Raw genomic sequence first — 23724 nt, forward strand, 5'->3', positions numbered from 1 at the left:
AATGGCGTCCGGACAGCACACCATCGACGCCACGCGTCGACATCGCATCCCGCCGGGCCGGCTGGCCGGATTCCGGTGGCAGCTCCCCCTGCTCCACCTCGTACTCGGACTGGTCTGGATCGCCGTGGCCGCGCTGCTGGTCGGCCGCGCCGATGGGGCGTCGACCGTCGCGACGTGGTTTTTGCTCGTTGCAGCACTGCTGGCGACGACTGCGGTCGTCGCGGTGTGGACCCGCTTGCGCCCTGCGCGTCCCGAGGCATCGCCACCGCCCCAAGCCGTGTCCGCCGGGCCGGCGGGTGCCGACGCCCCGGCCGGCACCCGTGGGCAAGAACTGCGCGAGCTGATGCGCCTGTTGCCCGACGGCGTGCTGCTGCTGGTCGAGGACCGCGTGGCCTACGCCAACCCCGCCGGCGAGGCGATGTTCGGCCACGCCGCAGGCGCCCTGGACGGTCAGCCTGCAGGCGGCCTGGTCGACGATGACGACCGCGCGGGCTTCGACACCTGGCTGCGGACGCCGGTGGCCGACGCCGAAGCCCCGCCGGCGGCGCTGCACATGCGTCGCCAGGACGGCTCGATGTTCCGCGCGGCGCTGACCGCGGCGCAGACCGAGCACGAGGCCCGTCCCTGCACCCTGCTCGTGGTGCGCGACATGACCGATGCCGAGCGCATGCGCGACGATCTGGCAGCCGGCAACCGCGAACTGCAGGCGCTGGCGGCGCGCGTATTCACCCTGCAGGAGGACGAGCGCCGGGCGATCTCCCGCGAACTGCACGACGACATCGGCCAGTCGGTCACCGCGATGAAGATGTCGGCGATGTCGGCGCTCGACGAGGCCGACGTGCAGCGTCGCCGCGACGATCTCGAAGACATTCTGGTGCTGGCCGATGCGACCCTGGAGCGCCTGCGCGACATCTCCATCCTGCTGCGCCCGCCGCAGCTCGATGCGCTGGGCCTGGAGGCCGCGCTGCGCTGGCATGCCGAACGCATGCTGCGCAATGCCGGCATCGCCGCCGAACTGGACATCGACGCGCTGCCGCGACGGCCGGATCCCGAAGTCGAGCAGGCCTGTTTCCGCATCGCCCAGGAAGCGCTGACCAATGCGATGCGCCATGCCGGCGCGGCGCGGGTCGAACTTCGGCTGCGCGACGAAGGCGACGGCCTGCGCCTGCGCGTGCACGACGACGGCCGCGGATTTTCGCCGGCCGCGGCGCGTGGCCTGGGCCTGGTGATCATGCGCGAGCGCGCCCACGGCACCGGTGGCCGGGTCGATGTGGCCTCCTCGCCGGGCGCCGGCACCCGCATCGAAGCCTGGCTGCCGTACGCCACATCGGCCGCCGGGCCGCCTGCCGGCGCAAGCGGCCGCTAGAATCGGTCGATGCACATGCCGGTTCCTGTCCCACCCACCTCGCTGCCGCGCCTCGGCGCCGCCCATCCCCGGCTCCAGGCGATGATCCGGGACGCCGCCGAGGGCGGGACGCCGCTGGTGCTGCTGCACATCGACATCGACCACTTCGCGTCGGTGAACCAGAACATGGGCATGGATGTCGGCGACGCGGCGCTGGATGCGGTGGGCCTGCGCCTGCGCGAGCGGCTGCAGGAACGCGGCCGCGTCTGGCGCCACGGCAGCGACGAGTTCGTCGCCGCGGTGCTGCTGCCGGGCGGCGATGCGCAGTCCGCGCAGGCGCTGGCCGAGGAACTGATCGCCGAGGTCGAGCGACCGCTCGAGGTGCTGCCGTACACGCTGTTCCTGGAAGCCAAGATCGGCGTCAGCCTGTGTCCGGATCACGGCGACGATCCGTCTCAGCTGCTGCAGCTGGCCGAGACCGCGGTCCGCCGCGCCTCGCACGCGGTGCACGAGCCGGTGCAGCTGCACACCACCGATGTCGCGGACCGCGCGCACAGCGAAAGCGCGATCGCCCGGCAGATCGTCGATGCGTTGCCCAACGGCGAATTCCGCCTGCGCTACCAGCCGAAGATCAGCGCCCGCGACGGCCGGGTCATCGGCATGGAAGCGCTGGTGCGCTGGCAGTCGCCGGTGCTGGGCCTGCTGCTGCCCGAGCGCTTCCTGCCGACCGCCGAACGCATCGGCGTGATCCTGCAGATCGGCGACTGGATGCTCGAGCGCGTGGTCGCCCAGGTGAAGGCGTGGCGCGAACAGGGCTTCGATGATTTCTTCGTCGGCACCAATGTCACCACGCAGCAGCTGCTGCAGCCGGATTTCGTCGACCGCCTGCTCGGTCGCATGCAGCAGGCCGGCGTGCCGATGTCGGCGATCGTGCTGGAACTCAACGAACGCGCGCTCACCCACAACAGCACCGATGCGGTGTACCGCACGGTTTCGGCGCTGCGTCACGAAGGCATCTGCGTCACGCTGGACAACTTCGGCACCGGCGATGCGAGTCTCGGCGCGCTGGTGCGCTATCCGGCCGACATCCTCAAGATCGACCGCAGCTTCATCAACGCCGCGCCCGCCGGCAGCCGCGAGACCGCGATCGTGCGTGCGCTGATCGCGATGGGCCACCAGTTGGGCATGAAGGTCATCGCCAACGGCGTGGAAACCGAAGCCCAGCTGGGCTTCCTGCGTCGCGCGGACTGCGACTATTTCCAGGGCTATCTGTTCGGCGAACCGATGAGCGCCGAAGCCGCCGGCCAGGCGCTGCGCAGGCGTTATCTGCGCCCGGAACTGTTCACCGCCACCAAGTCCGACCGCACCCTGCTGCTGGTCGATGACGAGCAGAACGTGCTGCGCTCGCTGGTGCGCCTGTTCCGCCGCGACGGCTACCGCATCCTCGCCGCAGGCAACGTGCGCGACGCCTTCGGCCTGCTGGCGACCAACGAGGTGCAGGTGATCCTGTCCGACCAGCGCATGTCGGAAATGGACGGCACCGAATTCCTCGGCCGGGTGAAGATGCTCTACCCCGACACGATCCGTCTGGTGCTGTCGGGCTACACCGATCTGGCCACGGTGACCGAAGCGATCAACCGCGGCGCGATCTACAGGTTCCTGACCAAGCCCTGGGACGACGGCAAGCTGCGCGAGCACATCCGCCAGGCCTTCCAGACCTACGACAGCCAGCGCGGCCGCGAATCCGCGCCCTGACTCAGGCGGCGGCGTCGGGCTGCGGCTGGCGCACCGGCAGGATCACCCGGAACCGGCTGCCGGCCTGCGGCGCGCTGTCGACCTCGATGCGGCCGTGGTGCTTGGCGACGATGCCGTATGAGATCGACAGGCCCAGCCCGGTGCCCTTGCCCACCGCCTTGGTGGTGAAGAAGGGATCGAAGATCCGCTGCTGCACTTCCGGCGCGATGCCGTCGCCGGTATCGCCGACTTCGACCCAGACGTGGCCGCCCGGCTCGTGACCGGTGCGCACGGTGATCGTGCCCTGCTCGTCGATGGCCTGGCCGGCGTTGAGCAACAGGTTCATGAAGACCTGGTTCAACTCCGACTGCAGGCATTCGATCATCGGCAGCGTGCCGTAGTCCTTCTCCAGCGTCGCCTTGTAGCGCAGCTCGTTCCAGACGATGTTGATCGTCGAATCCAGGCCCGCGTGCAGATCGGCCAGACGCCAGGCGTGTTCGCGGTCGGAGCGCGAGAAGTCGCGCAGGTCGCGGACGATCCGGGTCACGCGCTCGATGCCCTGGCGCGATTCGGTCAGCAGCTGCGGCAGGTCGCGGCTGATGAAGTCGACATCGAGCCGCTCGCGGGTGTCGTCGATCTCCGAACGCATCGCATGCGGATCGTGCGCGCGCATCGCGCGTTCGTAGACGTCGATCAGTGCGAACAGGTTGCCCACGTATTCCTGCAGGCTGCCGAGGTTGGAATGGACGTAGCCGATCGGATTGTTGATCTCGTGGGCGACGCCCGCGGCCAGCTGGCCGATCGAGGCCAGCTTTTCCGACTGCAGCAGCTGTTCCTGCGCGGCGTTGAAGCGGACGTTGAGTTCCTCGTGGCGCTGCTGCAGCGCCTGGTCGTCGTCGCTGCGCGCGCTCGGCGCGCCCTTGAGCAGCAGCAGGAAACGGGCGGCCTCGCTGCCCAGCCAGTGCAGATGCGCGTCGAGCTTGCAGCCCGGTGCCAGCACCAGCGGCTCGCACCAGCTGCCGTGCTCGCGTGCATGGGCCATCGCCTGCGGCGGCAGCACGCGATCCAGGCGCCCGGCGCCCTCCTGCCATTGCGGCTGCAGGCGCAGCAGCGCCTCGGCCGCGGGATTGGCGTACATCAGGCGGCCGTCGGCCTCGTGCAGGCAGACGCCTTCGTCGAGCCGGGCCAGCGCGGTGGCGGCGAGCGGCGCCGGCGGTGCGGGAAGTGGGGACAGCGAAGTCACGACGGCGGAATCCGGAAGAACGCGTGGCCCCGGAGTCTAAGCCGTGTGCGCCGGCCGGGGGCCGATCAGGCCACCGCGAGTTCGCGCGGGCGGCTGGTGGTCTCGGCGCGACCGAAGGCGTCGTAGGCCGGCGCGCTTTCCATCCGGCCCATGTGGCGCAGCGCCCAGTTGACCTCGCGCCGGCGTCGCGCCAGCAGGGCGCCATTGGCGCGGTTGAATTCGGCCAGCTCGGCCAGCGGTCCGGACAGCTCGCCGTCCGGATAGGCTTCCAGCTCGCGCAGGGCGACGATCTTGTCGCGCGTGGAGCGCATCAGCGCGTCCACGTCGTGACCGATCAGCGCCTCGCGCTCGTCGGCGAGCGCGGTCGCGAGACGCTCCAGGCTGGCCTGCGCGTCGGACATCAGCCGGCCAGCCGGGCGTCCAGGTCGAGCATGCGCGAGGCGATGGCCTCGGCGTCGATCTTGTAGCTGCCGGACGCGATCGACTCGCGCAACGCCTGGACGCGCGCTTCGTCGAACGCCGGACGGGCAGCGACATCGCGCTGCACGGCCTGCAGATTGGCGGCCTCGCCGGTCAGGCGCAGGCTGTCGCCACCGGCGGCGGCTTCGATCGCCTTGTCGCGGGGATCACCGGCGCGGGCGACCTGGGTGCTGGTCACCGGGCTGATGGCGCGGGCGACCGGAGCAGCGGGTCCTTCGATCTTCTGGGTCATGTCGGGGGTCCTGACACGCGGAATTTGATGGGAGTCATGGCCGGTATCGGCCGCTGGGCGCCAGGCTTTAGGGCGAATGTCATGTGGATGTCACCGGCCGACGATCACGTTGCCGTCCGCGTCCACCGTGCCCTGCACCACCCGGCGCGACGACAGGTTCTCGACGCTGACCCGTTCGCTGGCACCGGCGTCGCCCAGTGCCTTGCCGGCCATCCGCACCTCGATCCCGGACTGGCGCGAGACCAGGGCGATGGTATCGCCGCGGCGGACGAGCCGGGGCGCGACCAGATCGTTGGCGGTCAGCACGCTGCCGGCGACCAGGGTACGACGGGCACTGCGACCGACGGCCTCGGCCGGACTGGCGATGGCGGCACCGGCGATGCGACTGGCGTCGCGCTGCTCGGCAGTGAAGACATCGGCCGTGATCGTCTCGCCTGAAGCGACGCTGCGCGACAGCACCAGCACGGTCTGGCTGCGGCGCACGCGCACGGGCACGAACAAGCGCCAGCCGGACGGACAGGCCACCTCGACCGTCGCGGCCGCGGTGCGCCTCGCCTCCAGCGGCTGGGCGCACTGCGGCATGCGCAGCGCCGGGTCCAGGTTGGCCTCGGCCTCTTCGCCTTCGACGGACACGGAGAGTGCCGCGGCGCGGATCGATTCCACCGGCTGGAAGCTGGACGCCGCCACCGTGGACGACGCCAGCACCATCAGAAGCGCACACACGACAGACCGCAGCGCACGGGGGCGCCGGGGTGGCTGGATGCGGGGCAACAGGGACATGGCGGCTTCCGGCAACGGGATCGCTGCCTGCGATGCAAATCGCGTGCCGCAAGGGCCATGGCGCCTGCTGGGCACGCCAGAAGGCGACGCATGGCCGTACGCCTCAAGTCGCCGGGGTGGACGCCGATACCGGGACCATGTCGCAAGATCTGCTCGACCGCATCGACCAGCGCACCCGCCTCGCCGGCCACAACCGGTTGGCGCTGTTGCTGTTCCGTCTCGGGGGGCGCCAGGTTTTTGGCGTCAACGTCTTCAAGGTGCAGGAAGTGCTGCGCCGGCCGCACCTGTTCCGGGTGCCCGGCCTGCCCGCCCAGTTCGCCGGCGTGGCCGACGTGCGCGGTCGCAGCGTGCCGGTACTGGACCTGGGGCTCGCGATCGGCCATCCCGAACGCGGCGACGATGACCTGCCCGGCTACCTGGTGGTCACCGAGTTCAACCGCTCGGTGCAGGGCTTCCTGGTCAGCGAGGTCGAGCGGATCGTCAACATCGCGGTCACCGACATCCAGCCGCCGCCCGACCTCGGCGCCGACGGCGGCTATCTGACGGCGGTGACGCGTTTCCAGGGCGAATTGATCCAGGTCATCGACGTGGAAAGCGTGCTCGCCGACATCTCGCAGGCGCGGATGGACGCCGAGCTGTCGCCCGAGTACGCCCTGCCCGAAGGCGCGCCGCCGATGCAGGTGCTGGTGGTCGACGACTCGCGCGTGGCCCGCCAGCAGATCCGCAGCGTGCTCGACCAGCTGGGCGTCGGCGTGACCCTGCTGTCGGACGGCCGCCAGGCCCTGGACCATCTGCTGCAGCTGCACGCCGCCGGCGAACCGCCGTCGCAGCGCTACGCCCTGGTGGTGTCGGACATCGAGATGCCGGCGATGGACGGCTACACCCTGACGACGGAAATCCGTCGCCACCCCGGCCTGGCCGACCTGTTCGTGCTGCTGCACACCTCGTTATCGGGCGTGTTCAACACCTCGATGGTGCAGAGCGTCGGCGCCGACGCCTTCGTCGCCAAGTACAGCCCGCACGACCTGGCCGACGAAGTGCTCAAGCGTCTGCATGAAGTCGCCGAGGCCGCGGGCGGGCAACTGGTCGGCTGACGGCGCAGCGCCGCGAGCTCGGGCCTCGCTGTTGTAGGAGCGCGCTTGCGCGCGAGGGCGCATCCCCCACGAAGTGCCCACCAGCGCCCTTGTTCGAGCGCGCGCCGGCAGCGGCACCCGTTGCGTTGCGAGGCGGGCCGCTGATCCGCCGCATGGTCCCGAGATGAGGCGTTCCCGTTGAGGAGCCCCTGAACGAGTCCGTGATTCCCGCAAAAGCGGATGTGCTTTTTCACAGCCGAAAGGCTGGTCGATCCAGCGTCTTCAAGTTGTTTTAAGCAAAGGCACTGGATTCCCGCTTTCGCGGGAATGACGAAAGAGAGCGGATGTGTTCGGAGCCTTCTGAGGTCCATCGCGCGCAGACGCGCTCCTAGGGCCGCGTGGGTCAGCGAGGCTGCTGGGCCACGGATGAACTGCCCCGGCCGACGTTCGGGCGCTGCGACATCCAATAGCAACGCGCTCGCGCGCGTGAGAAGGCCGCTGGTCCCGCAACGGGCGCCAAGGCCCGCCATCGCTGTGGGCGAATCCCGTCCCGCCGCGTTCTGGCACGCCGCTTGCACCCTCCCCGGCACAGGTCCGCCGGAGGCGTGCGATGTCCAATCCGATTTCGTCCTATCTGGGCTTCCAGCTCGATGCGCTGCCGTTGCGCGAGCAGCGCATGAAGCTCATCGCCAGCAATCTGGCGAACGCCGACACGCCCGGCTTCCAGGCCCGCGACCTGGACTTCAACGCCGCGCTGGCCAATGCCGCCCGCGTTCGCGAAGCCGGTCCGGCGACGATGCGCGAAACCGCGTCCAACCACATTCCTCTGGCGGGCGAAGACGGCCTGAATCCGTTTTCCGTCGCCCGCATCGCCGCGCAGGCCAGCCTCGACGGCAACAGCGTCGATCCCGATGCCGAACGTGCCGCTTACGGCCGCGCCGCGCTCGAGTACCGCGCCTCGTTGAGCTTCCTCGAGTCGAAGGTGCGCACCCTCCTGACCGCCATCACGGGACAGTAAATCCATGAGCAACCTGCCGATCTTCGATGTCGCCGGCTCCGCCCTCCAGGCGCAGTCCGTGCGCCTGAGCACGCTGGCCAGCAACCTGGCCAATGCCGATTCGGTCGCCGGCTCGCCGGACCAGGTCTACAGGCCGCTCGAACCGATCTTCCGCGCGACCGCGCACGCCACTGATCCGGCGCTCACCAACGTCCAGGTTGCCGGCATCGTCGAGCGCGACACGCCGCCGATCCAGCGTTACGAACCCGGCCATCCGCTGGCCGACGAGCAGGGCTACATCTACGCGCCCGACGTCGACCCGGTCTCGCAGATGGTCAACATGATTTCCGCCTCGCGCAGCTACCAGGCCGGCGTGGAGATGCTCAACACCGCCAAGGAACTGGCGGTCGCCACCCTCAGCATGGGCCGCTGAGGCCTGCGCGCTGCCGACACGAGCCCCCACCCGATGAGCATCCTTCGATGAGCACCATCGCCAACGACGTCTACAGCAGCCTCGGTCTGGGCGGCACGCCGAAAGCCGCGGCCGGCAAGAACGCCGAATCGCTGGGCCAGGCGGATTTCCTGCGCCTGATGACCGAACAGCTGAAGCACCAGGACCCGCTGAATCCGATGGAGAACAGCGCGTTCCTCGGCCAGCTGGCGCAGTTCTCCACCGTGCAGGGCATCCAGAGCCTCAACGCCTCGGTCGACGGCTTTGCCGGCGCGATGAACAGTGATCAGCTGCTGCGCGGCGCGACGATGGTGGGCCGCGAAGTGCTGCTGCCTTCGTCCAAGATGGCGCTGCCGGCCGATGGCAGCACCAGCGGCATCGTCGCCGCGCCCGGACCGGGCCTCGTCACCATCGAAGTCACCGACGCCAACGGCCAGGCGGTGCGCCAGTTCACCGTGCCAGCCGCCGCTGCGGGCGAAGTGCCCTTCGCCTGGGACGGCACCGATGCGTCGGGGCAGCGTCTGCCCGAAGGCGCCTATGGCGTCACCGCGAAACACGTCACCGAAACCGGCGCCACGACCAGCCTGAGCACCTACGTGCGCGGCAAGGTCGAAAGCGTCTCGGTCGGCAGCGACGGGCTCTACCTCGATATCGAAGGCCTCGGCACCGCGCCGCTCGGCCACGTGCTGCGCGTCGGCTGACGCGTTCTTCCTTTCCCGTTTTCCCGCGCACGACCTCTCGGAGTCCGCCATGAGCTTCAACACCTCGCTGTCCGGCATCAACGCGGCCAACGCCAATCTCAACGTCACCGCGAACAACATCGCCAACGTCAACACGACGGGCTTCAAGGAGTCGCGCGCCGAGTTCGCCGACCTGTTCTCCAACAGCGCCTACGGCCTGTCGCGCAATGCGGTCGGCTCGGGCGTGAAGCTGAGCAACGTCGCCCAGCAGTTCTCGCAGGGCAACATCGATCCCACCGGGCGCAGCCTGGACATGGCGATCGACGGCGAAGGCTTCTTTACCCTGAGCAAGAACGGTGCTCGCACCTTCAGCCGCGCCGGCAACTTCCAGACCGACGCCCAGGGCTTCGTCGGCACGCCCGATGGCGCGCGCCTGCAGGTCTATCCGCCCCGCACCAATGCGGACGGCTTCGACGTCGGCCGCGTGACCGACCTGCAGCTGCTCACCACCGACAGCCCGCCGCAGCCCAGCAGCCGCGTCAACCTGATGTTCACCCTGCCCGGTAACGCATCGCCGCCGACGATGGCGACCTTCGATCCGACCGAGCCCAACAGCTACAACCACTCCACCGGCGGCATCACGGTGTTCGATTCGCTGGGCGTCGGCCACGTGCAGACCTCCTACCTGGTCAAGACCGCGAATCCGAACGAGTGGCAGGTGCACAACTACGTCGACGGCCAGAGCGTTGGCAACCCGACGACGTTGCAGTTCTCGGACAGCGGCGCGCTGCTCTCGCCGACCGATGGCCGCATCGCGCTGGATCCGTTCACCCCGTCCAATGGCGCCGGCGTGCTGGAACTCGGCCTCGACCTCAACGGCTCCACCCAGTACGGCGAGCGCTTCCAGCTGCGCGACACCCGCCAGGACGGCTACGCGGCCGGCAAGCTCAACGAGATCAGCATCTCGGCCGAGGGCGTGGTGTTCGCGCGCTATTCCAACGGCGCCGACCAGCCGCTGGGCCAGATCGCCCTGACCACCTTCGTCAATCCGCAGGGCCTGCAGCCGCAGGGCAACAACATGTGGGCCGAGACCTACGGCTCGGGCGCGGGCCGCACCGGTGCGCCGGACAGCTCGGACTTCGGCCAGATCCAGGCCGGCGCGCTGGAATCGTCGACGGTCGACCTGACCGAACAGCTGGTCAACATGATCGTCGCGCAGCGCAACTTCCAGGCCAACGCGCAGATGATCTCGACCCAGGATCAGGTCACGCAGACGGTCATCAACATTCGTTGATGACGGCGTGATTGGTGATTCGTGATTGGTGATTGGAAAGGGCGGCCACCCCGCGAGGTTGCCGCCCGTCCGCATCCCTCCGAACGCCAGCCAAACCGCTCTTCCGAATCACGAATCACCAATTACCAATAACGGCCCCCATGGACAAAGCCCTCTACGTCGCGATGACCGGCGCCCGCGCCACGCTGCAGGCGCAGGGCACGGTGTCGCACAACCTCGCCAATGCCGACACCGCGGGTTTCAAGGCGGCGCTGGCCAATACCCAGGCCTATCGCGTCCCGGGCGGCACGCATGCCTCGCGCATCGATGCGATGCATGTCGACCAGGGCTTCAACAGCCGCATGGGCGCCCAGCGCGTCACCGGCAATCCGCTCGACGTCTCGCTGCGGCCCGACCGCTGGCTAGCGGTGCAGTCGCCGGACGGCGGCGAGGCCTATACCCGCGCCGGAAACCTGTCGCTCACGCCGAACGGCCAGCTAGTCACCAGCAGTGGCCATCCGCTGGTCGACGACAACGGCATGCCGTTCGCGCTGCCGCCGCATCAGGCCCTGGATATCGGCCATGACGGCACCGTGTCGATCATTCCGCTCGGCGAAGGCCCGCAGACGATGGCCGTGCTCGGCCGGCTGCGCGTGGTCGATGCCACGCCCGACAGGCTGGCCCGCGGTCTCGACGGCCTGATGCGCAACACCGATCCCGAGCGTCCGCTGGCCCAGGCCCCCGGCGAGGTCATGGCCACCGGCGCGCTGGAAGCCAGCAACGTCGACGCCGCCGGCGCCCTCGTGCAGATGATCCAGCTGCAGCGCCAGTTCGAGATGCAGGTCAAGCTGATCCAGCGCGGCGACGACAACGCCCAGGCCGCGAACAGCCTGCTGCGTCTGGGCGGCTGAGGCGCGCGCGCCTTGCGCGCGCGTAATTTGTGATTCGTGATTCGTGATTGGACAAGGCGCTTTCCCGCCAGCGTCCAGGTCGCAGCGTCCCACCCTTTCAAGTCACCAATCAAGGCGCGTGAGAGGCGCCAGACGCCGTGATTTGCGCCCGGTCCTTCGTGTTGGACAACGCGCTTTGCCGCCGGCGTCCGGGTCGCAGCACCCCGCTTTTTCGAATCACCGATCCCGAATTACCAATCACCGCCCCACTGGCACACCGATTGCATCAACCCGGGCGACGGCGCGGCGTGCGCCCGGACCGAGGAACAACCGATGAACCAGGCTCTGTGGGTGGCGAAGACCGGACTGGATGCGCAGCAGACGCGCATGTCGGTCGTGTCCAACAATCTCGCCAACACCAACACCACCGGTTTCAAGCGCGACCGGGCGAATTTCGAAGATCTGCTGTACCAGCAGGTGCGTCAGCCGGGCGGCGCGAGTTCCGCGCAGACCCAGCTGCCGACCGGCCTGCAGCTGGGTACCGGCGTCCGCGTGGTCTCGACGTCGAAGGACTTCCAGCAGGGCAACCCCCAGCAGACCGGCCGCGCGCTCGACGTCATGGTCAACGGCCGTGGTTTCTTCGAGGTGCTGATGCCCGACGGCACGCCGGCCTACACGCGCGACGGCAGTTTCCAGATCAACGCCCAGGGCGAACTGGTCACCAGCAGCGGCTTTCCGGTGCAGCCCGGCATCCAGGTGCCCGAAGGCGCGCAGTCGATGACCATCGGCAAGGACGGCACGATCAGCGTGCAGATGGCCGGCGAAGGCCAGGGCCTGGAAATCGGCTCGCTCACCGTCACCGACTTCATCAATCCGGCGGGCCTGCAGGCGCGCGGCGAGAACCTCTATCTCGAGACCACGGCATCGGGTCCGGCGCAGAACGGCACGCCCGGCCTCAATGGCCTCGGCATGATCGAACAGGGGTCGCTGGAAGGCAGCAACGTCAACGTGGTCGAGGAGCTGGTCAGCATGATCGAGACCCAGCGCGCCTACGAGATGAACGCCAAGGCGATCTCGACCACCGACTCGATGCTCGGCTACCTCAACAACAACGTCTGAGCACCGCGATGATCCGTGCCCACTCCTTCCGCCGCGTCGCCGTGCTGGCCCTGCCCGCCCTGCTGGGCGGCTGCGTCGTCGCCGGCGACGTGCGTCCCTATCCGCCGATGGCGCCGATCCAGCCGGTCATCGCCGCGCCTGCCTACGCCACGCCCGGTGCGATCTACCAGGCCGGCGGCGGCAGCGGCCTGTCGCTGTTCGCCGACAAGCGCGCGCGCGACGTCGGTGATCTGCTGACGATCCAGCTGGTCGAGAACACCACCGCGCAGACCAATGCCAGTACCCAGGTCGGCAAGGAAAGCAGCCTCGACATCAGCGCGCCCAGCATCTTCGGCGCACCGGTCACGCTCAACGGCCGCGATGTGCTGAGCGCGTCGGCCAGCGGCAGCCGCGATTTCGACGGCAGCGGCCGCAGCGCGCAGAGCAACCGTCTGCAGGGCAACGTGACCGTGACCGTGGTCCAGCGCCTGCCCAACGGCAACCTGGTCGTCGAAGGCAGCAAGGAGATCCGCCTCAACCAGGGCAACGAACTGGTGCAGGTGCAGGGCATCGTGCGTCCGGCCGACATCGGCCCGGACAACAGCGTGATGTCGAGCCGTGTGGGCGATGCGCGCATCGTCTACGGCGGCCGCGGCGCGATCGCGCAATCCAACGCGATGGGCTGGCTCGGCCGGTTCTTCCATTCGCGTCTCTATCCCTACTGAGTTTCCACGGGCCATCGCCATGCTGCGTACTTCCCTGCTCCGCCTGATGCCACTTGCCCTGCTGGCCGTCGCCACGCTGGCCGCGCCCGTGTACGCGCAGGAGCGCATCAAGGATCTCGCCACCGTCGGCGGCGTGCGCGGCAACGCGCTGGTCGGTTACGGCCTGGTCGTCGGCCTCGACGGCAGCGGCGACCGCACCAGCCAGTCGCCCTTCACCGTGCAGAGCCTGCGCAACATGCTCAACGAACTGGGCGTCACCGTGCCGGCCAACGTCAATCCGCAGCTCAAGAACGTGGCGGCCGTGGCGATCCATGCCGAGCTGCCGCCCTTCGCCAAGCCCGGCCAGACGATCGACATCACCGTGTCCTCGATCGCCAACGCGGTCTCGCTGCGCGGCGGCACCCTGCTGATGGCGCCGCTCAAGGGCGCCGACGGCCAGGTGTACGCGATCGGCCAGGGCAGTCTGGTCGTCGGCGGTTTCGGTGCGCAGGGCAGCGACGGCTCGCGCGTGTCGGTAAACGTGCCGAGCGTCGGCCGCATTCCCAACGGCGCGATGGTCGAGCGCGCGGTCGACGGCGGCTTCGGCGACAGCGGCGAGCTGACCCTCAATCTCAACCGCGGCGACTTCAGCACGATCTCCAACATGGTGGCCGCGCTCGACGCGCGCTTCGGTCCCGGCACCGCGCGTGCGGTCGACGGCGTGACGGTGGCGGTGCGTGCGCCGTTCGATCCGGGCGCGCGCATCGGCTTCCTGGCCGAGTTGGAAAACGTCCAGCTTTCGCCCGGCGCCGCGCCGGCCAAGGTCATCGTCAATTCGCGCACCGGCACCGTGGTCATGGGCGCGCTGGTCAAGGTGATGCCCGCCGCCATCGCGCACGGCTCGCTCAGCGTGACCATCACCGAGAGCCTGGGCGTGAGCCAGCCCGAGCCTTTCGGCCGCGGCAATACGGTGATCACGCCGCAGTCCGACATCTCGGTAAACCAGGACGGCAGCCGTATGTTCAAGTTCGCCGGCGGTACGTCGTTGGACGAGATCGTGCGTGCGGTAAATGCCGTCGGCGCCGCACCGGGCGATCTGATCGCGATCCTCGAAGCGCTCAAGCAGGCCGGTGCACTGCGCGCGGAGCTCGAGGTGATCTGACATGCGCATCGCGTCCACGCCCGTCGAACTCAATCCCGTCCAACGCCCCGATGCCGCGCGCATCGACAAGGCTGCGCGCGAGTTCGAAGGCGTGTTCGCGCAGATGCTGATCAAGAGCATGCGCGACGCCAGCATGGGCGACTCGCTGTTTCCCGGGGAGAACCAGCTGTATCGCGATCTCTACGACCAGCGACTGGCGAAATCCATGACCGAGGGCAATGGTCTGGGCCTCGCCAAGGTGATCGCCCGCCAGCTCGGCGGCGGCGATGCCGCCGCGCCGGCGCTGGATACGCGCCTCGCCGGCGATCCGGCCGGACAGGCACTCGATCTGCAGGAACACACCGGCATCGGCGCCCTGCCCGAAGCGCTGGGCGCGCAGACGCTGGACCTCATCGCAGGCCGTCCGGTCAGCAGCGCCAGCGCCTCCACGTCCGACACGCAATCGCCGATGGACGGCTTCATCGACCAGTTGATGGCACGTGCGCGGCCGGCGGTCGAGGCCGTGACCGGCGCGGCCACCCGGGTCAGCGCGGCCGTGGGCCAGGTACCGGCCGCGCTGGAACAGGCCTCGCGCGCCGCGGCCGAATCCTTTGCGCCGCGCTCGCCCGAGCGGTTCGTCGCGTCGATCTGGTCGCACGCCCAGCAGGCCGCGCGCGAGCTGGGCGTCGATGCGCGCGCCCTGGTCGCGCAGGCGGCGCTGGAAACCGGCTGGGGCCGCCGCACCATCCAGCGCGGCGACGGCGGTACCGCCCACAACCTGTTCGGCATCAAGGCGACCGGCTGGAAGGGCGACCGCGCCGCGGCGACCACGCACGAGTACACCAACGGCGTGCGCCATACCGAGCGTGCCGAATTCCGCGCCTACGACTCGCCGGCCGAAAGCTTCGCCGACTACGTGCGCCTGCTCAAATCGAATCCGCGCTACCGCCAGGCGCTGGAATCCGGCGGCGACGTGCGCCGTTTTGCCACTTCACTGCAGCAGGCCGGCTACGCCACCGACCCGCGCTACGCCGACAAGCTCAGCGCGATCGCCAATGGCCCCACGCTGGACCGTGCCCTGTCGACGATCTCGCAGTTCGCGCGCGCCGGCAGCGCCGCGGCGCAACCGCTGAACGCGGTGGCCCCGGCCACGCCCGTCAACACTGTTGCCGAGGCCGCCGAACGCGCGGTCCAGGCCCTCCTTCGTCGCTGAGTCCGCCCATGGCCAACATCCTTTCCACCGGCACCAGCGCCCTGCTCGCCTTCCAGCGGGCGCTGTCGACGGTCAGCCACAACGTCGCCAACATCAAGACGCCCGGCTACAGCCGCCAGACGGTCGACTTCGAGGCGCGCTCGCCGCAGATGATCGGTGCCGGCTATATCGGCCGCGGCACCCAGATCAGCGACGTGCGCCGGGTCGCCGACGATCTCGCCAATGCGCGCCTGATCGACAGCGGCGGCGAACTCGCGCGGCTGGAGCAGCTGGCCTCGCTGTCCGGTCGCGTCGACAGCCTGATGTCCGAATCCACCACCGGTATCGCCGGTCTGTGGTCGAACTTCTTCGATTCGGTCAGCGCGCTCTCGTCCAGCGCCTCGGCCCCGGCCGAGCGGCAGAACGTGCTGGGCCAGGCCAATGCGCTGACCACCCGCTTCCAGCAGTTGCAGGGCCAGTTCGACCGCCTGTCGACCGAGGTCGACAGTGGACTTGCCGCCAGCGCAGGCGAGGTCAACCGGCTGGCCAGCGAGATCGCCCAGCTCAACGGGCGCATCGGCAGTGCGCAGAATGCATCGCCCGATCTGCTCGACCGCCGCGACCAGATGATCCGCGACCTCGTCTCGCTGACCGGCGGCACCGCCGTCCAGCAGGACGGCGGTGCGATGAACGTGTTTTCGGCCGGGGGCCAGGCGCTGGTGGTCGGCGTGCAGGCCTCGCAGCTGACCCTGGTCGCCGACCCGTATCGTCCGGAGCGCCAGCAGCTGGCGCTGCAGACCCAGGGTCAGACGGTCCGCCTCGACGAGCGCGTGATGGGCGGCAAGATCGGCGGCCTGCTGGAATTCCGCGCCCAGGTGCTCGATCCCACCCAGGCCGAGCTGGGGCGCATCGCGCTCGCCTTCGGCACCGCCTTCAATGCCGGCCACGCCGCCGGCGTCGACCAGTACGGCGACATGGGCGGCGCATTCTTCAATGTGCCTGCGCCCGCGGTCACCGGCCATGCGGCCAACAACGGCACGGCGCGCCTCTCGGCCAGTGTCGGGGATCTCGGCGCGATCGATGGCCGCAATCTGGTGCTGCAGTTCCAGGGCGGCGCGTGGACCGCGACCGATGCGCTCACCGGCGCGGGTGTGGCAGTGACGGGCTCCGGCGCAGCCGGCGATCCCCTGCGCGTGGGCGGGGTCGCTCTCGCACTCGATGGCGCGCCGCAGGACGGCGACCGCTTCCTGCTCCAGCCCACGGCGCAGGCCGCGCGCGGTCTGTCCGTGGCGATCACCGATCCCGGTCGCATCGCCGCGGCGTCGCCAGTGCAGGTGCAAAGCGCGCTGGGCAATGTCGGCAGCGCCAAGCCGGGCACGGTGCGCATCGGCGACGCGTCCGATCCGGCGCTGCGCACGCCGTCCACGGTCGAATTCCTCGACGGCAACGAGTACATGATCGATGGCGATGGGCCCTTCGCCTATACGCCCGGCGACACGATCAGCGCCAACGGCTGGTCGTTCGTGCTCGACGGCATTCCGGCGGCCGGCGACAGCTTCACCATGGCGCCGACGGCGCCGGGTTCGAGCAACAACGGCAACGCGGCGCTGCTGGCCGGCTTCGACGATGCCAAGGCCCTCAACGGCGGCTCGCTGAGCCTCAACGGCGCGATCTCGGGCCTGACCACCGCGGTGGGCTCCGCCGCGCGCCACGCGGGTTACGCGGCCGAAGCGCAGGCCACGCTGCACGAGCAGGCCTACGCCGCCCGCGAGAGCATCTCCGGCGTCAATCTCGATGAGGAAGCGGCCAACATGCTGCGTCTGCAGCAGGCCTACCAGGCCGCCGCGCAGATCATCTCCACCGCCGACACCCTGTTCCAGTCCCTGCTCGGAGCCGTCCGCCGATGACCCGCATCTCCACCGGCATGCTGTACCAGCAGTCGATCTCGACGTTGCAGTCCAAGCAGGCATCGCTGGCGCGCATCCAGAACGAGCTGAGCACCGGCAAGAAACTGCTGACCGCCAAGGACGATCCCGTCGGCGCCGGCGCAGCCGTCGCACTGGACCGCTCGAAAGCCGAGCTGGAACGCTTCGGCAAGAATGCCGATGCGGTCGGCCATCGGCTCGGCATGCAGGAGGCGGCGCTGACCCAGGCCGGCGGTGTCATGGGCCGCATCACCGAACTCACCGTGCGCGCCAACAGCGCGTCGCTGTCGGATGAGGACCGCAAGGCGATCGCCACTGAAGTCACCAGCCTGCGCGCCAGCCTGCTCGACATCGCCAACAGTCCCGACGGTGCCGGGCGCTATCTGTTCGGCGGCACGCAGGACGGTTCGCCGCCGTTCGCCAAGGCCGGCGGCGGTGTCGCCTACGCCGGCGACCAGACGCGCCGCCAGGTCGAGATCGCGCCGCAGATGTTCGTTGCCGACACCATGCCCGGCAGCGAAGTCTTCCTGCGCGTGCGCACCGGCGACGGACGTATCGATGTGAGCGCCGATGCCGCGAATACCGGCACCGCTCGTATCGGCACCTTCGGCCTGACCGACTCCGGGCAATGGGATGGCGGCAGCTATCGCATCACATTCGGCGAGGACGGCGCTTACGACGTCAGCAATGCGGACGGCGATGTCGTCGCCAGCGGCGTGCATACGGCAGGCGACGCCATCACCGTCGCCGGTGCGCGCGTGGTGATCGACGGCGCGCCTGCAGATGGCGACGGGTTTTCCCTGGGACCGGCGGGCACGCGCGACGTGTTCGCCACGATCGACAATCTGCTCGGCGCCCTGACGATGGCGCCGACCACGGATGCCCAGCGCGCCGCGCAGCAGAATGCGCTGCAGGGTTCCATGCGCGACATCTCGACCGCGATGGATCACTTCATCGACGTGCGCGCGAACGGCGGCGCGCAACTCGCCGCGATCGAAAACGCCGCGTCGCTGCGCGATGCGCACACCTTGACCATCGAGACCACGCTGTCGGGCCTGCGCGATCTCGATTACGCCGATGCGATCAGCCGCTTCAATCTCGAGAAGGTCGCGCTGGAAGCGGCCCAGATGAGCTTCGTGCAGATGCAGCGCCTGTCGCTGTTCGATCTGCTGCGCTGATCTGATCAGTTCGTCCTTGTAGACGCGCGCTTGCGCGCGAACGGCTTTCCAGGCAAAGCGCCGTCGCACGCAAGCGCGCGCCTACAGACGAAATCCGGTCGCGTCGGCTGGGTTTCCTGCAGATGCAGCGCCTGTCGCTGTTCCATCTGTCGTGCAGATGTCATCAGCCTGGTCTTTTCGAAGGAGCGCGCTTGCGCGCGAAAGGCTTTCCAGAGAAATCGCCATCGCGTGCAAGCGCGCGCCAACAGAAGCGATCCGATTGCATCGGCTGCACCTCGTGCAGATGCAGCGCCTGTCGCTGTTCGATCTTCGTTGATGTCATCCGCGTGGGCCTTTGGCAGGCGCGCGCTCGCGCGCGCAGGGCTCTACAGAGAAACCGCCATCGTGCGCACGCGCAGCGATACGAGTGCATTGACTCATCAATGCGCGGACGCGAGGTCTGCGTCCGCGGCATCGATCGCCGCGTGTGTCTGCGTGCTTTCCTTCGACTGCCTCGGTCTGCACGCCGTCTTCCGATCGACATTCCCGCGACGCTTTGATCACCGAACGGCAGGTCAGGCAAGCGTTTTAGTCGAATGGCGCGTCTTCCAGCGCCTCGAATCCCGACAGATTGAAGCCGTCGTCTAGTCTGCTGAAGCATCGCTCGTTGCGCGCTGGAGAGATGACGTCAGGTCCTCGAACCCGTCTCTGACCGGATCGACGCGGAATGCACGGTCATCGCCCTGCCTCTCGGTACGGCCTGTGCCGTCAACGCATCCGAGGCTCAACCTCCCGGCCCACCTGCCGTTAATGGGAACGGTCCGGCAACGGGCTGCGAATCGCCGGCAAAACAGCATTAAAGCTTGACGACGAGACGCCGTTATTGGTTACAGCAGAGGACAGGGCCGACACCGGCAACCCCCTGCGGAGCCACCGGCCAGGCCCTGTTCCCGTGCCGGATTCCCCATACCAGGAGACCTGCATCATGTCCGTCATCAACACCAACACCATCTCGCTCAACGCCCAGCGCAACCTGGCCACCAACAGCGCCAGCCTGTCGACCTCGATCCAGCGCCTGTCGTCGGGCCAGCGCATCAACAGCGCCAAGGACGACGCCGCCGGTCTCGCGATCTCCGAGCGCTTCACCACCCAGATCCGCGGCATGAACCAGGCCGCCCGCAATGCCAACGACGGCATCTCGCTGGCACAGACCGCCGAAGGCGCGCTGGGCGAGATCGGCAACAACCTGCAGCGCATCCGTGAGCTGGCCGTGCAGTCGCGCAACGCCACCAACTCCGAGTCCGACCGTCAGGCGCTGAATGCTGAAGTCACGCAGCTGAAGGAAGAGATCCAGCGCGTTTCGCAGCAGACCTCGTTCAACGACACCAAGCTGCTCGACGGCTCGTTCACCGCCAAGGCCTTCCAGGTCGGCGCGAATCAGGGCCAGACGATCTCGATCGCCTCGATCGCCAACGCAAACATCGATCAGCTGGGTAGCTACGAGTCGGTCCGAGTGGTCGGCGCTGCTGCGACCGAGTTCGCTGCGGCTGATCCAGGCGATCCGACCGGCACTCCGCCTGTCGATCCTACTGACGCCACCGGCGGTTTCGCTGCCGGCGATCTGAAGATCAACGGCATCGATATCGGAGTGGTCGCCGCCGGCAGCGGCTCTGCGACGGCACAGGGCGCCGCCGTGGCAGCCGCGATCAACGCGGCCACTGGCCAGACCGGCGTGACCGCTACGGTCAACGACACCACCGGAGCGGTCACGCTGAGCAACAACGATGGCAAGGAGATCGAGATTGAGCTGTCCGGCGACGCATCGACTGCCAACACGGGCCTCACTGCAGACACGTATGACACCGTCACGAACAATGTTGGCTTCGAGAACGAGACGGTCCTGACCGCCGAAGCCGCCGACCGCATGATCCTGGCGATGGACGCCGCCCTGAAGGACGTGAACTCCTCGCGCGCCGACCTGGGTGCCGTGCAGAACCGCTTCAGCTCGGTCGTCGCGAACCTGCAGACCTCGTCGGAGAACCTGTCCGCCTCGCGCAGCCGCATCATGGACACCGACTTCGCCAAGGAAACCGCCGAGCTGTCGCGTACGCAGGTCCTGCAGCAGGCCGGTACCGCCATGCTGGCCCAGGCTAACCAGCTGCCGAACAACGTGCTCAGCCTGCTGCGCTGAGTTCGACGGCACCGCAGGAGACCGGCAACGGTCTCCTGCGTGTTCGAAGACCTCCGGCTCCGGCCGGGGGTTTTTTTTGTTTGGGGGAGTCGGCCAAGCGGCTCTGGCGTGACGTGACCAGCGCATTCCAGCCCGCCCGCGGACGAGCGGAATCGACCAGCCGTCACTGCGGACGTTGTCCATGTGGGAGCGCGCTTGCGCGCGATAGGCGTTCCCGGACAAGCGCCTTCGCGCGCAAGCGCGCTCCCACAGAGATGCGGGCCTTGTGCGGTACGGCGCGACCCGTCAGGCACACATCTTGCAGCCCTCAAGAAGCGCGGCATGGGGCCGTTACAGCATCAGGTCGCCGTGTGCGGCCCGCCCGGGGCAGTTCCCGGCCAGGAGAGAGAGCATGGCGGATTACTCATTCGGTTACGGAGGCATTGGCTCCGGACTGAACATCAGCGACATCGTCAACCAGCTGGTCGCGGCCGACCGCGCACCGCAGAACGCGCGTCTCAACACGCTGGAATCCACCACCAAGTTCAAGCTGTCCGGGCTGGGCACCGTCAATTCCGCATTCGACTCGCTGAAGACCGCACTCGATGCGCTGCAGAAAGCGGATGCGCTGGGGGCCCGCACCGTCAGTTCGACGATGCTGTCCGTCGCATCCGGTGCCGCGCCGCCGAACGCGTCGAGCGATCCCGTCCTGACCCCGACCGCCGGACGCAACACGCCGGTCGGCAGCTACCAGGTCGAGGTGTTGTCGCTGGCCACCGCACACAAGATGCTCGGCGACGGTGTCGAGGTCGGCACGAAGTTCGGCGCGGGCACGTTGCGCGTTGCGATTGGCGAACACACGGTCGACGTCGCGGTGAAGGCGGATTCGACGCTGGCCGATATCCGCGGCGCCATCAACGACGCCGCGGGCAAGCACGGCGTGCAGGCGGCCCTGCTGACGTCCGACGGCGGGCACCATCTGTCGGTCGGCAGCGCGAAGACCGGCACCGCGAACGCCGTCTCCATCCAGGTCCTCGACGGTGGCAGTGATCTGCAGGGACTGGTGGGTGGCCTGCGCGACCAGTCACCGGCCGCCGATGCCCGCGTCTCGATCGACGGTCTGGTCACCACGTCGCCGACCAATACCGTCAAGGATGCCGTCCCCGGCATGAGTCTGGTGCTCAAGCAGGCGGGTACGAGCCGGGTCGATGTCAGTGCCGATCCCTCCGGCAGCCGCGCTGCGGTCGACAATTTCGTCAAGGCCTACAACGCCGCGCTCAAGGCGATCGGCACCGCCACCACATACAACGCCGAGACCAAAACGCCGTCCTCCCTGACGGGCGATGCGCAGATGCGCGGCGCCGCGGCGCAACTGCGCAACGTCATGAACGATCTGCTGGGCGGCCTGGCCGAACAGGGTCTCGATGCGAAGACACTCGGCCTGCAGACCCAAGGCTTTCCAAATCCGGACGGCACCCTGGTGCTCGACGCCACCAAATTCAATGACGCGATGGCGGCCAATTCGGCCCAGGTCATCGCCGCGTTCACCGGCGAGAACGGCCTCGCGGCCAAGCTCAACAGTGTGGTCAAGGGCTATGTCGGCACGGACGGCGCGATCACGCTGCGCACCAAGGGCCTCAACGACCAGCTGAAGGACGTGACCCGTCAGCGCGAAGCCCTGGACGTTCGCATGGACGCGGCGGCCAAGCGCTACCGCACCCAGTTCGTGGCCCTCGATTCCCTGATGGCCCAGATGACCACCACCAGCTCCGCGTTGGCACAGCAGCTTGCCAACCTGTCGACACAAACGAGATAAGCGGGAAGGACACACCCATGATGCAGCGCCATTACGCCCAGCAGTACCGCCAGAGCCAGCTCGAAGGCGCTGTCATGGACGCCGATCCGCACAAGCTGGTGGCCCTGTTGCTGTCGGGTGCCTGCGAGCGCATCCGTCTGGCGGAAGCCTGCATGGAACGCGGCGATCCCGCGCGCAAGGGCAAGGCGATCGGCGAGGCCTGCGCGATCGTCGGCCATCTCAGTGGCTCGCTGGACCACGAGGCCGGTGGCGAGATCGCCGCCAACCTGTCGTCGCTGTATGACTACGTGCTGCGCCGCCTGACCGAGGCCAACCTCCACAACGATCCGGACGCGTTGCGCGAAAGCCTGTCGCTGCTGGGCGAGATCGACGCGGCCTGGACCGCGATCCGTCCCGGCGCAGTCGCAGCCGCCGACACCGCCGGAGCGCTGGCGTGAACCCGATGGTCCGCCAGGACCTTTACGACCGGCTCGAAGCGCTGGGCGCCGCGGTCGATGCGGGCGAGCTGGACACGGCCGCGCAGCGCATGACCGATTACGACGCGGCGCTGCGCAGCTACATCGAGGCCACCACCCCGGACACACCGCTCGACGTGCTGCGCGACCTGCTCGCGATCCAGAACGCCCTGGTGTTGCGCATGCGCGAGCGCCAGACGGTGATCGGCGACGCGCTGCGCCAGGCGCACCGGCAGGACAGCGCCTCCCGTGCCTACGCCAACGTCGAGGTCGCGCTGTGAACGAACTCGAGGCCCCGCTCGATACGCCCGCCGACCAGGCCCTGTTCGGCGACCAGCTCGATTGCTCGCTGGTGTTGCCGGTCGCGGTGACCGCAGGCGCCGGTCCCGGCCGCCAGTCGCAGGCGATCACGCTGCTGCACGGACTCGCCCAGATCGAGGATCTGCGCAAGGAAGACGGCGGCGAGGAACACGGCGACCTGCCGCTGCTCGCGCAGCGCATGGACGCCAAGCTCGACCTGATCCTGGCGCTCGTCGGTCGCCTGGCGATGCACGCCGACGGCCTGCCCGAGCGTCCGCTGCGCTGGTCGCGTTCTGGCCTGCGCATGGACCTGGACACCGCGGACGGACTCGCCCCGGAGTCACGCGTGCTCGTGCGCCTGCAGCCGGTCGAATGGCTGCCCGATCATCTGGAACTGCCTGCAACCGTCATCGCCCGCGAGGCGCTCGATCACGGCACGCGCGTGTGGCTGGCCTTCGCCGAGCTGACGCCGGGCCTGGTCGAAGCACTCGACCGGCATCTGTTCCGTCTGCATCGCCGCCAGGTCGCGGAACAGCGCCGCCGGTGAGGCTGCGCGGTCTCGCGTATCCTGCGGTCACCGGGGCGGCC

The 23724-nt window shown here is 68.7% G+C and carries 23 protein-coding genes; 19 read left to right on the forward strand and 4 right to left on the reverse strand.

What is annotated here, in order from left to right; translation table 11 throughout:
• Position 1: 1 nt before the first annotated feature.
• Positions 2-1366: a sensor histidine kinase gene (locus tag AC3A5K_RS02705; protein ID WP_487615967.1), complete on the forward strand. Its 1365-nt coding sequence runs from the start codon at positions 2-4 to the stop codon at positions 1364-1366.
• Between the two features lie 9 nt (positions 1367-1375).
• Positions 1376-3100, forward strand: a complete 1725-nt coding sequence (locus AC3A5K_RS02710) for an EAL domain-containing protein (RefSeq protein ID WP_487615968.1) — start codon at positions 1376-1378, stop codon at positions 3098-3100.
• Between the two features lies 1 nt (position 3101).
• Here AC3A5K_RS02710 and AC3A5K_RS02715 read toward each other — a convergent pair whose 3' ends face one another.
• The 4 genes from AC3A5K_RS02715 to flgA form a co-directional block, all read right to left on the reverse strand.
• On the reverse strand, positions 3102-4313 hold the full coding sequence (locus tag AC3A5K_RS02715; RefSeq protein WP_487616300.1) for an ATP-binding protein: 1212 nt from the start codon (positions 4311-4313) through the stop codon (positions 3102-3104).
• Between the two features lie 74 nt (positions 4314-4387).
• A complete protein-coding gene (locus tag AC3A5K_RS02720; protein ID WP_487615969.1) occupies positions 4388-4723 on the reverse strand; it encodes a flagellar protein FlgN in 336 nt (111 codons plus the stop codon).
• Positions 4723-5034 (reverse strand): flagellar biosynthesis anti-sigma factor FlgM, encoded by a 312-nt coding sequence (flgM, locus tag AC3A5K_RS02725; protein ID WP_487615970.1) that lies wholly within the window; start codon positions 5032-5034, stop codon positions 4723-4725. The genes AC3A5K_RS02720 and flgM overlap by 1 nt, the downstream gene beginning before the upstream one ends.
• Before the next feature lie 90 nt (positions 5035-5124).
• Positions 5125-5742 carry a flagellar basal body P-ring formation chaperone FlgA gene (gene flgA / locus AC3A5K_RS02730; RefSeq protein ID WP_487616301.1) on the reverse strand — a complete coding sequence of 206 codons (618 nt, stop codon included), beginning with the start codon at positions 5740-5742 and terminating at the stop codon, positions 5125-5127.
• Between the two features lie 209 nt (positions 5743-5951).
• Here flgA and AC3A5K_RS02735 point away from each other — a divergent pair, with 209 nt between their 5' ends.
• The 17 genes from AC3A5K_RS02735 (at position 5952) to AC3A5K_RS02815 (ending at position 23683) form a co-directional block, all read left to right on the forward strand.
• Positions 5952-6908 carry a chemotaxis protein gene (locus AC3A5K_RS02735; RefSeq protein ID WP_487615971.1) on the forward strand — a complete coding sequence of 319 codons (957 nt, stop codon included), beginning with the start codon at positions 5952-5954 and terminating at the stop codon, positions 6906-6908.
• A 589-nt stretch (positions 6909-7497) separates the two neighbouring features.
• Complete coding sequence (flgB, locus tag AC3A5K_RS02740; protein ID WP_487615972.1) at positions 7498-7905, forward strand: flagellar basal body rod protein FlgB; 408 nt, start codon at positions 7498-7500, stop codon at positions 7903-7905.
• Positions 7906-7909: 4 nt separating this feature from the next.
• Positions 7910-8317 (forward strand): flagellar basal body rod protein FlgC, encoded by a 408-nt coding sequence (flgC, locus tag AC3A5K_RS02745; RefSeq protein ID WP_487615973.1) that lies wholly within the window; start codon positions 7910-7912, stop codon positions 8315-8317.
• A 47-nt stretch (positions 8318-8364) separates the two neighbouring features.
• Positions 8365-9036: a flagellar hook capping FlgD N-terminal domain-containing protein gene (locus AC3A5K_RS02750; RefSeq protein WP_487615974.1), complete on the forward strand. Its 672-nt coding sequence runs from the start codon at positions 8365-8367 to the stop codon at positions 9034-9036.
• Between the two features lie 49 nt (positions 9037-9085).
• Positions 9086-10309 carry a flagellar hook protein FlgE gene (gene flgE / locus AC3A5K_RS02755; protein ID WP_487615975.1) on the forward strand — a complete coding sequence of 408 codons (1224 nt, stop codon included), beginning with the start codon at positions 9086-9088 and terminating at the stop codon, positions 10307-10309.
• Positions 10310-10449: 140 nt separating this feature from the next.
• A complete protein-coding gene (locus AC3A5K_RS02760; protein ID WP_487615976.1) occupies positions 10450-11199 on the forward strand; it encodes a flagellar basal body rod protein FlgF in 750 nt (249 codons plus the stop codon).
• Between the two features lie 312 nt (positions 11200-11511).
• Entirely contained in the window at positions 11512-12297 is a 786-nt protein-coding gene (flgG, locus tag AC3A5K_RS02765) for a flagellar basal-body rod protein FlgG (RefSeq protein WP_487615977.1), read from the forward strand.
• 8 nt (positions 12298-12305) lie between these two features.
• Positions 12306-13001, forward strand: a complete 696-nt coding sequence (gene flgH, locus AC3A5K_RS02770) for a flagellar basal body L-ring protein FlgH (protein ID WP_487615978.1) — start codon at positions 12306-12308, stop codon at positions 12999-13001.
• A gap of 46 nt (positions 13002-13047) precedes the next feature.
• Positions 13048-14142 carry a flagellar basal body P-ring protein FlgI gene (locus tag AC3A5K_RS02775; RefSeq protein ID WP_487616302.1) on the forward strand — a complete coding sequence of 365 codons (1095 nt, stop codon included), beginning with the start codon at positions 13048-13050 and terminating at the stop codon, positions 14140-14142.
• 1 nt (position 14143) lies between these two features.
• Positions 14144-15334, forward strand: a complete 1191-nt coding sequence (flgJ, locus tag AC3A5K_RS02780; RefSeq protein WP_487615979.1) for a flagellar assembly peptidoglycan hydrolase FlgJ — start codon at positions 14144-14146, stop codon at positions 15332-15334.
• Positions 15335-15342: 8 nt separating this feature from the next.
• Positions 15343-17220 (forward strand): flagellar hook-associated protein FlgK, encoded by a 1878-nt coding sequence (gene flgK / locus AC3A5K_RS02785; RefSeq protein ID WP_487615980.1) that lies wholly within the window; start codon positions 15343-15345, stop codon positions 17218-17220.
• Positions 17217-18416, forward strand: a complete 1200-nt coding sequence (flgL, locus tag AC3A5K_RS02790) for a flagellar hook-associated protein FlgL (RefSeq protein WP_487615981.1) — start codon at positions 17217-17219, stop codon at positions 18414-18416. Before flgK ends, flgL begins: the two co-directional genes overlap by 4 nt.
• 961 nt (positions 18417-19377) lie before the next feature.
• Positions 19378-20586 (forward strand): flagellin, encoded by a 1209-nt coding sequence (locus AC3A5K_RS02795; RefSeq protein WP_487616303.1) that lies wholly within the window; start codon positions 19378-19380, stop codon positions 20584-20586.
• Between the two features lie 391 nt (positions 20587-20977).
• On the forward strand, positions 20978-22381 hold the full coding sequence (fliD, locus tag AC3A5K_RS02800) for a flagellar filament capping protein FliD (protein WP_487615982.1): 1404 nt from the start codon (positions 20978-20980) through the stop codon (positions 22379-22381).
• Between the two features lie 17 nt (positions 22382-22398).
• Positions 22399-22818: a flagellar export chaperone FliS gene (fliS, locus tag AC3A5K_RS02805; protein ID WP_487615983.1), complete on the forward strand. Its 420-nt coding sequence runs from the start codon at positions 22399-22401 to the stop codon at positions 22816-22818.
• Positions 22815-23117, forward strand: a complete 303-nt coding sequence (locus AC3A5K_RS02810; protein WP_487615984.1) for a hypothetical protein — start codon at positions 22815-22817, stop codon at positions 23115-23117. The genes fliS and AC3A5K_RS02810 overlap by 4 nt, the downstream gene beginning before the upstream one ends.
• Positions 23114-23683, forward strand: coding sequence for a PilZ domain-containing protein (locus AC3A5K_RS02815; RefSeq protein WP_487615985.1), 570 nt, complete (start codon positions 23114-23116; stop codon positions 23681-23683). The genes AC3A5K_RS02810 and AC3A5K_RS02815 overlap by 4 nt, the downstream gene beginning before the upstream one ends.
• Positions 23684-23724: the final 41 nt, after the last annotated feature.

Source organism: Luteimonas sp. Soil_C_5 (genome assembly GCF_057656615.1).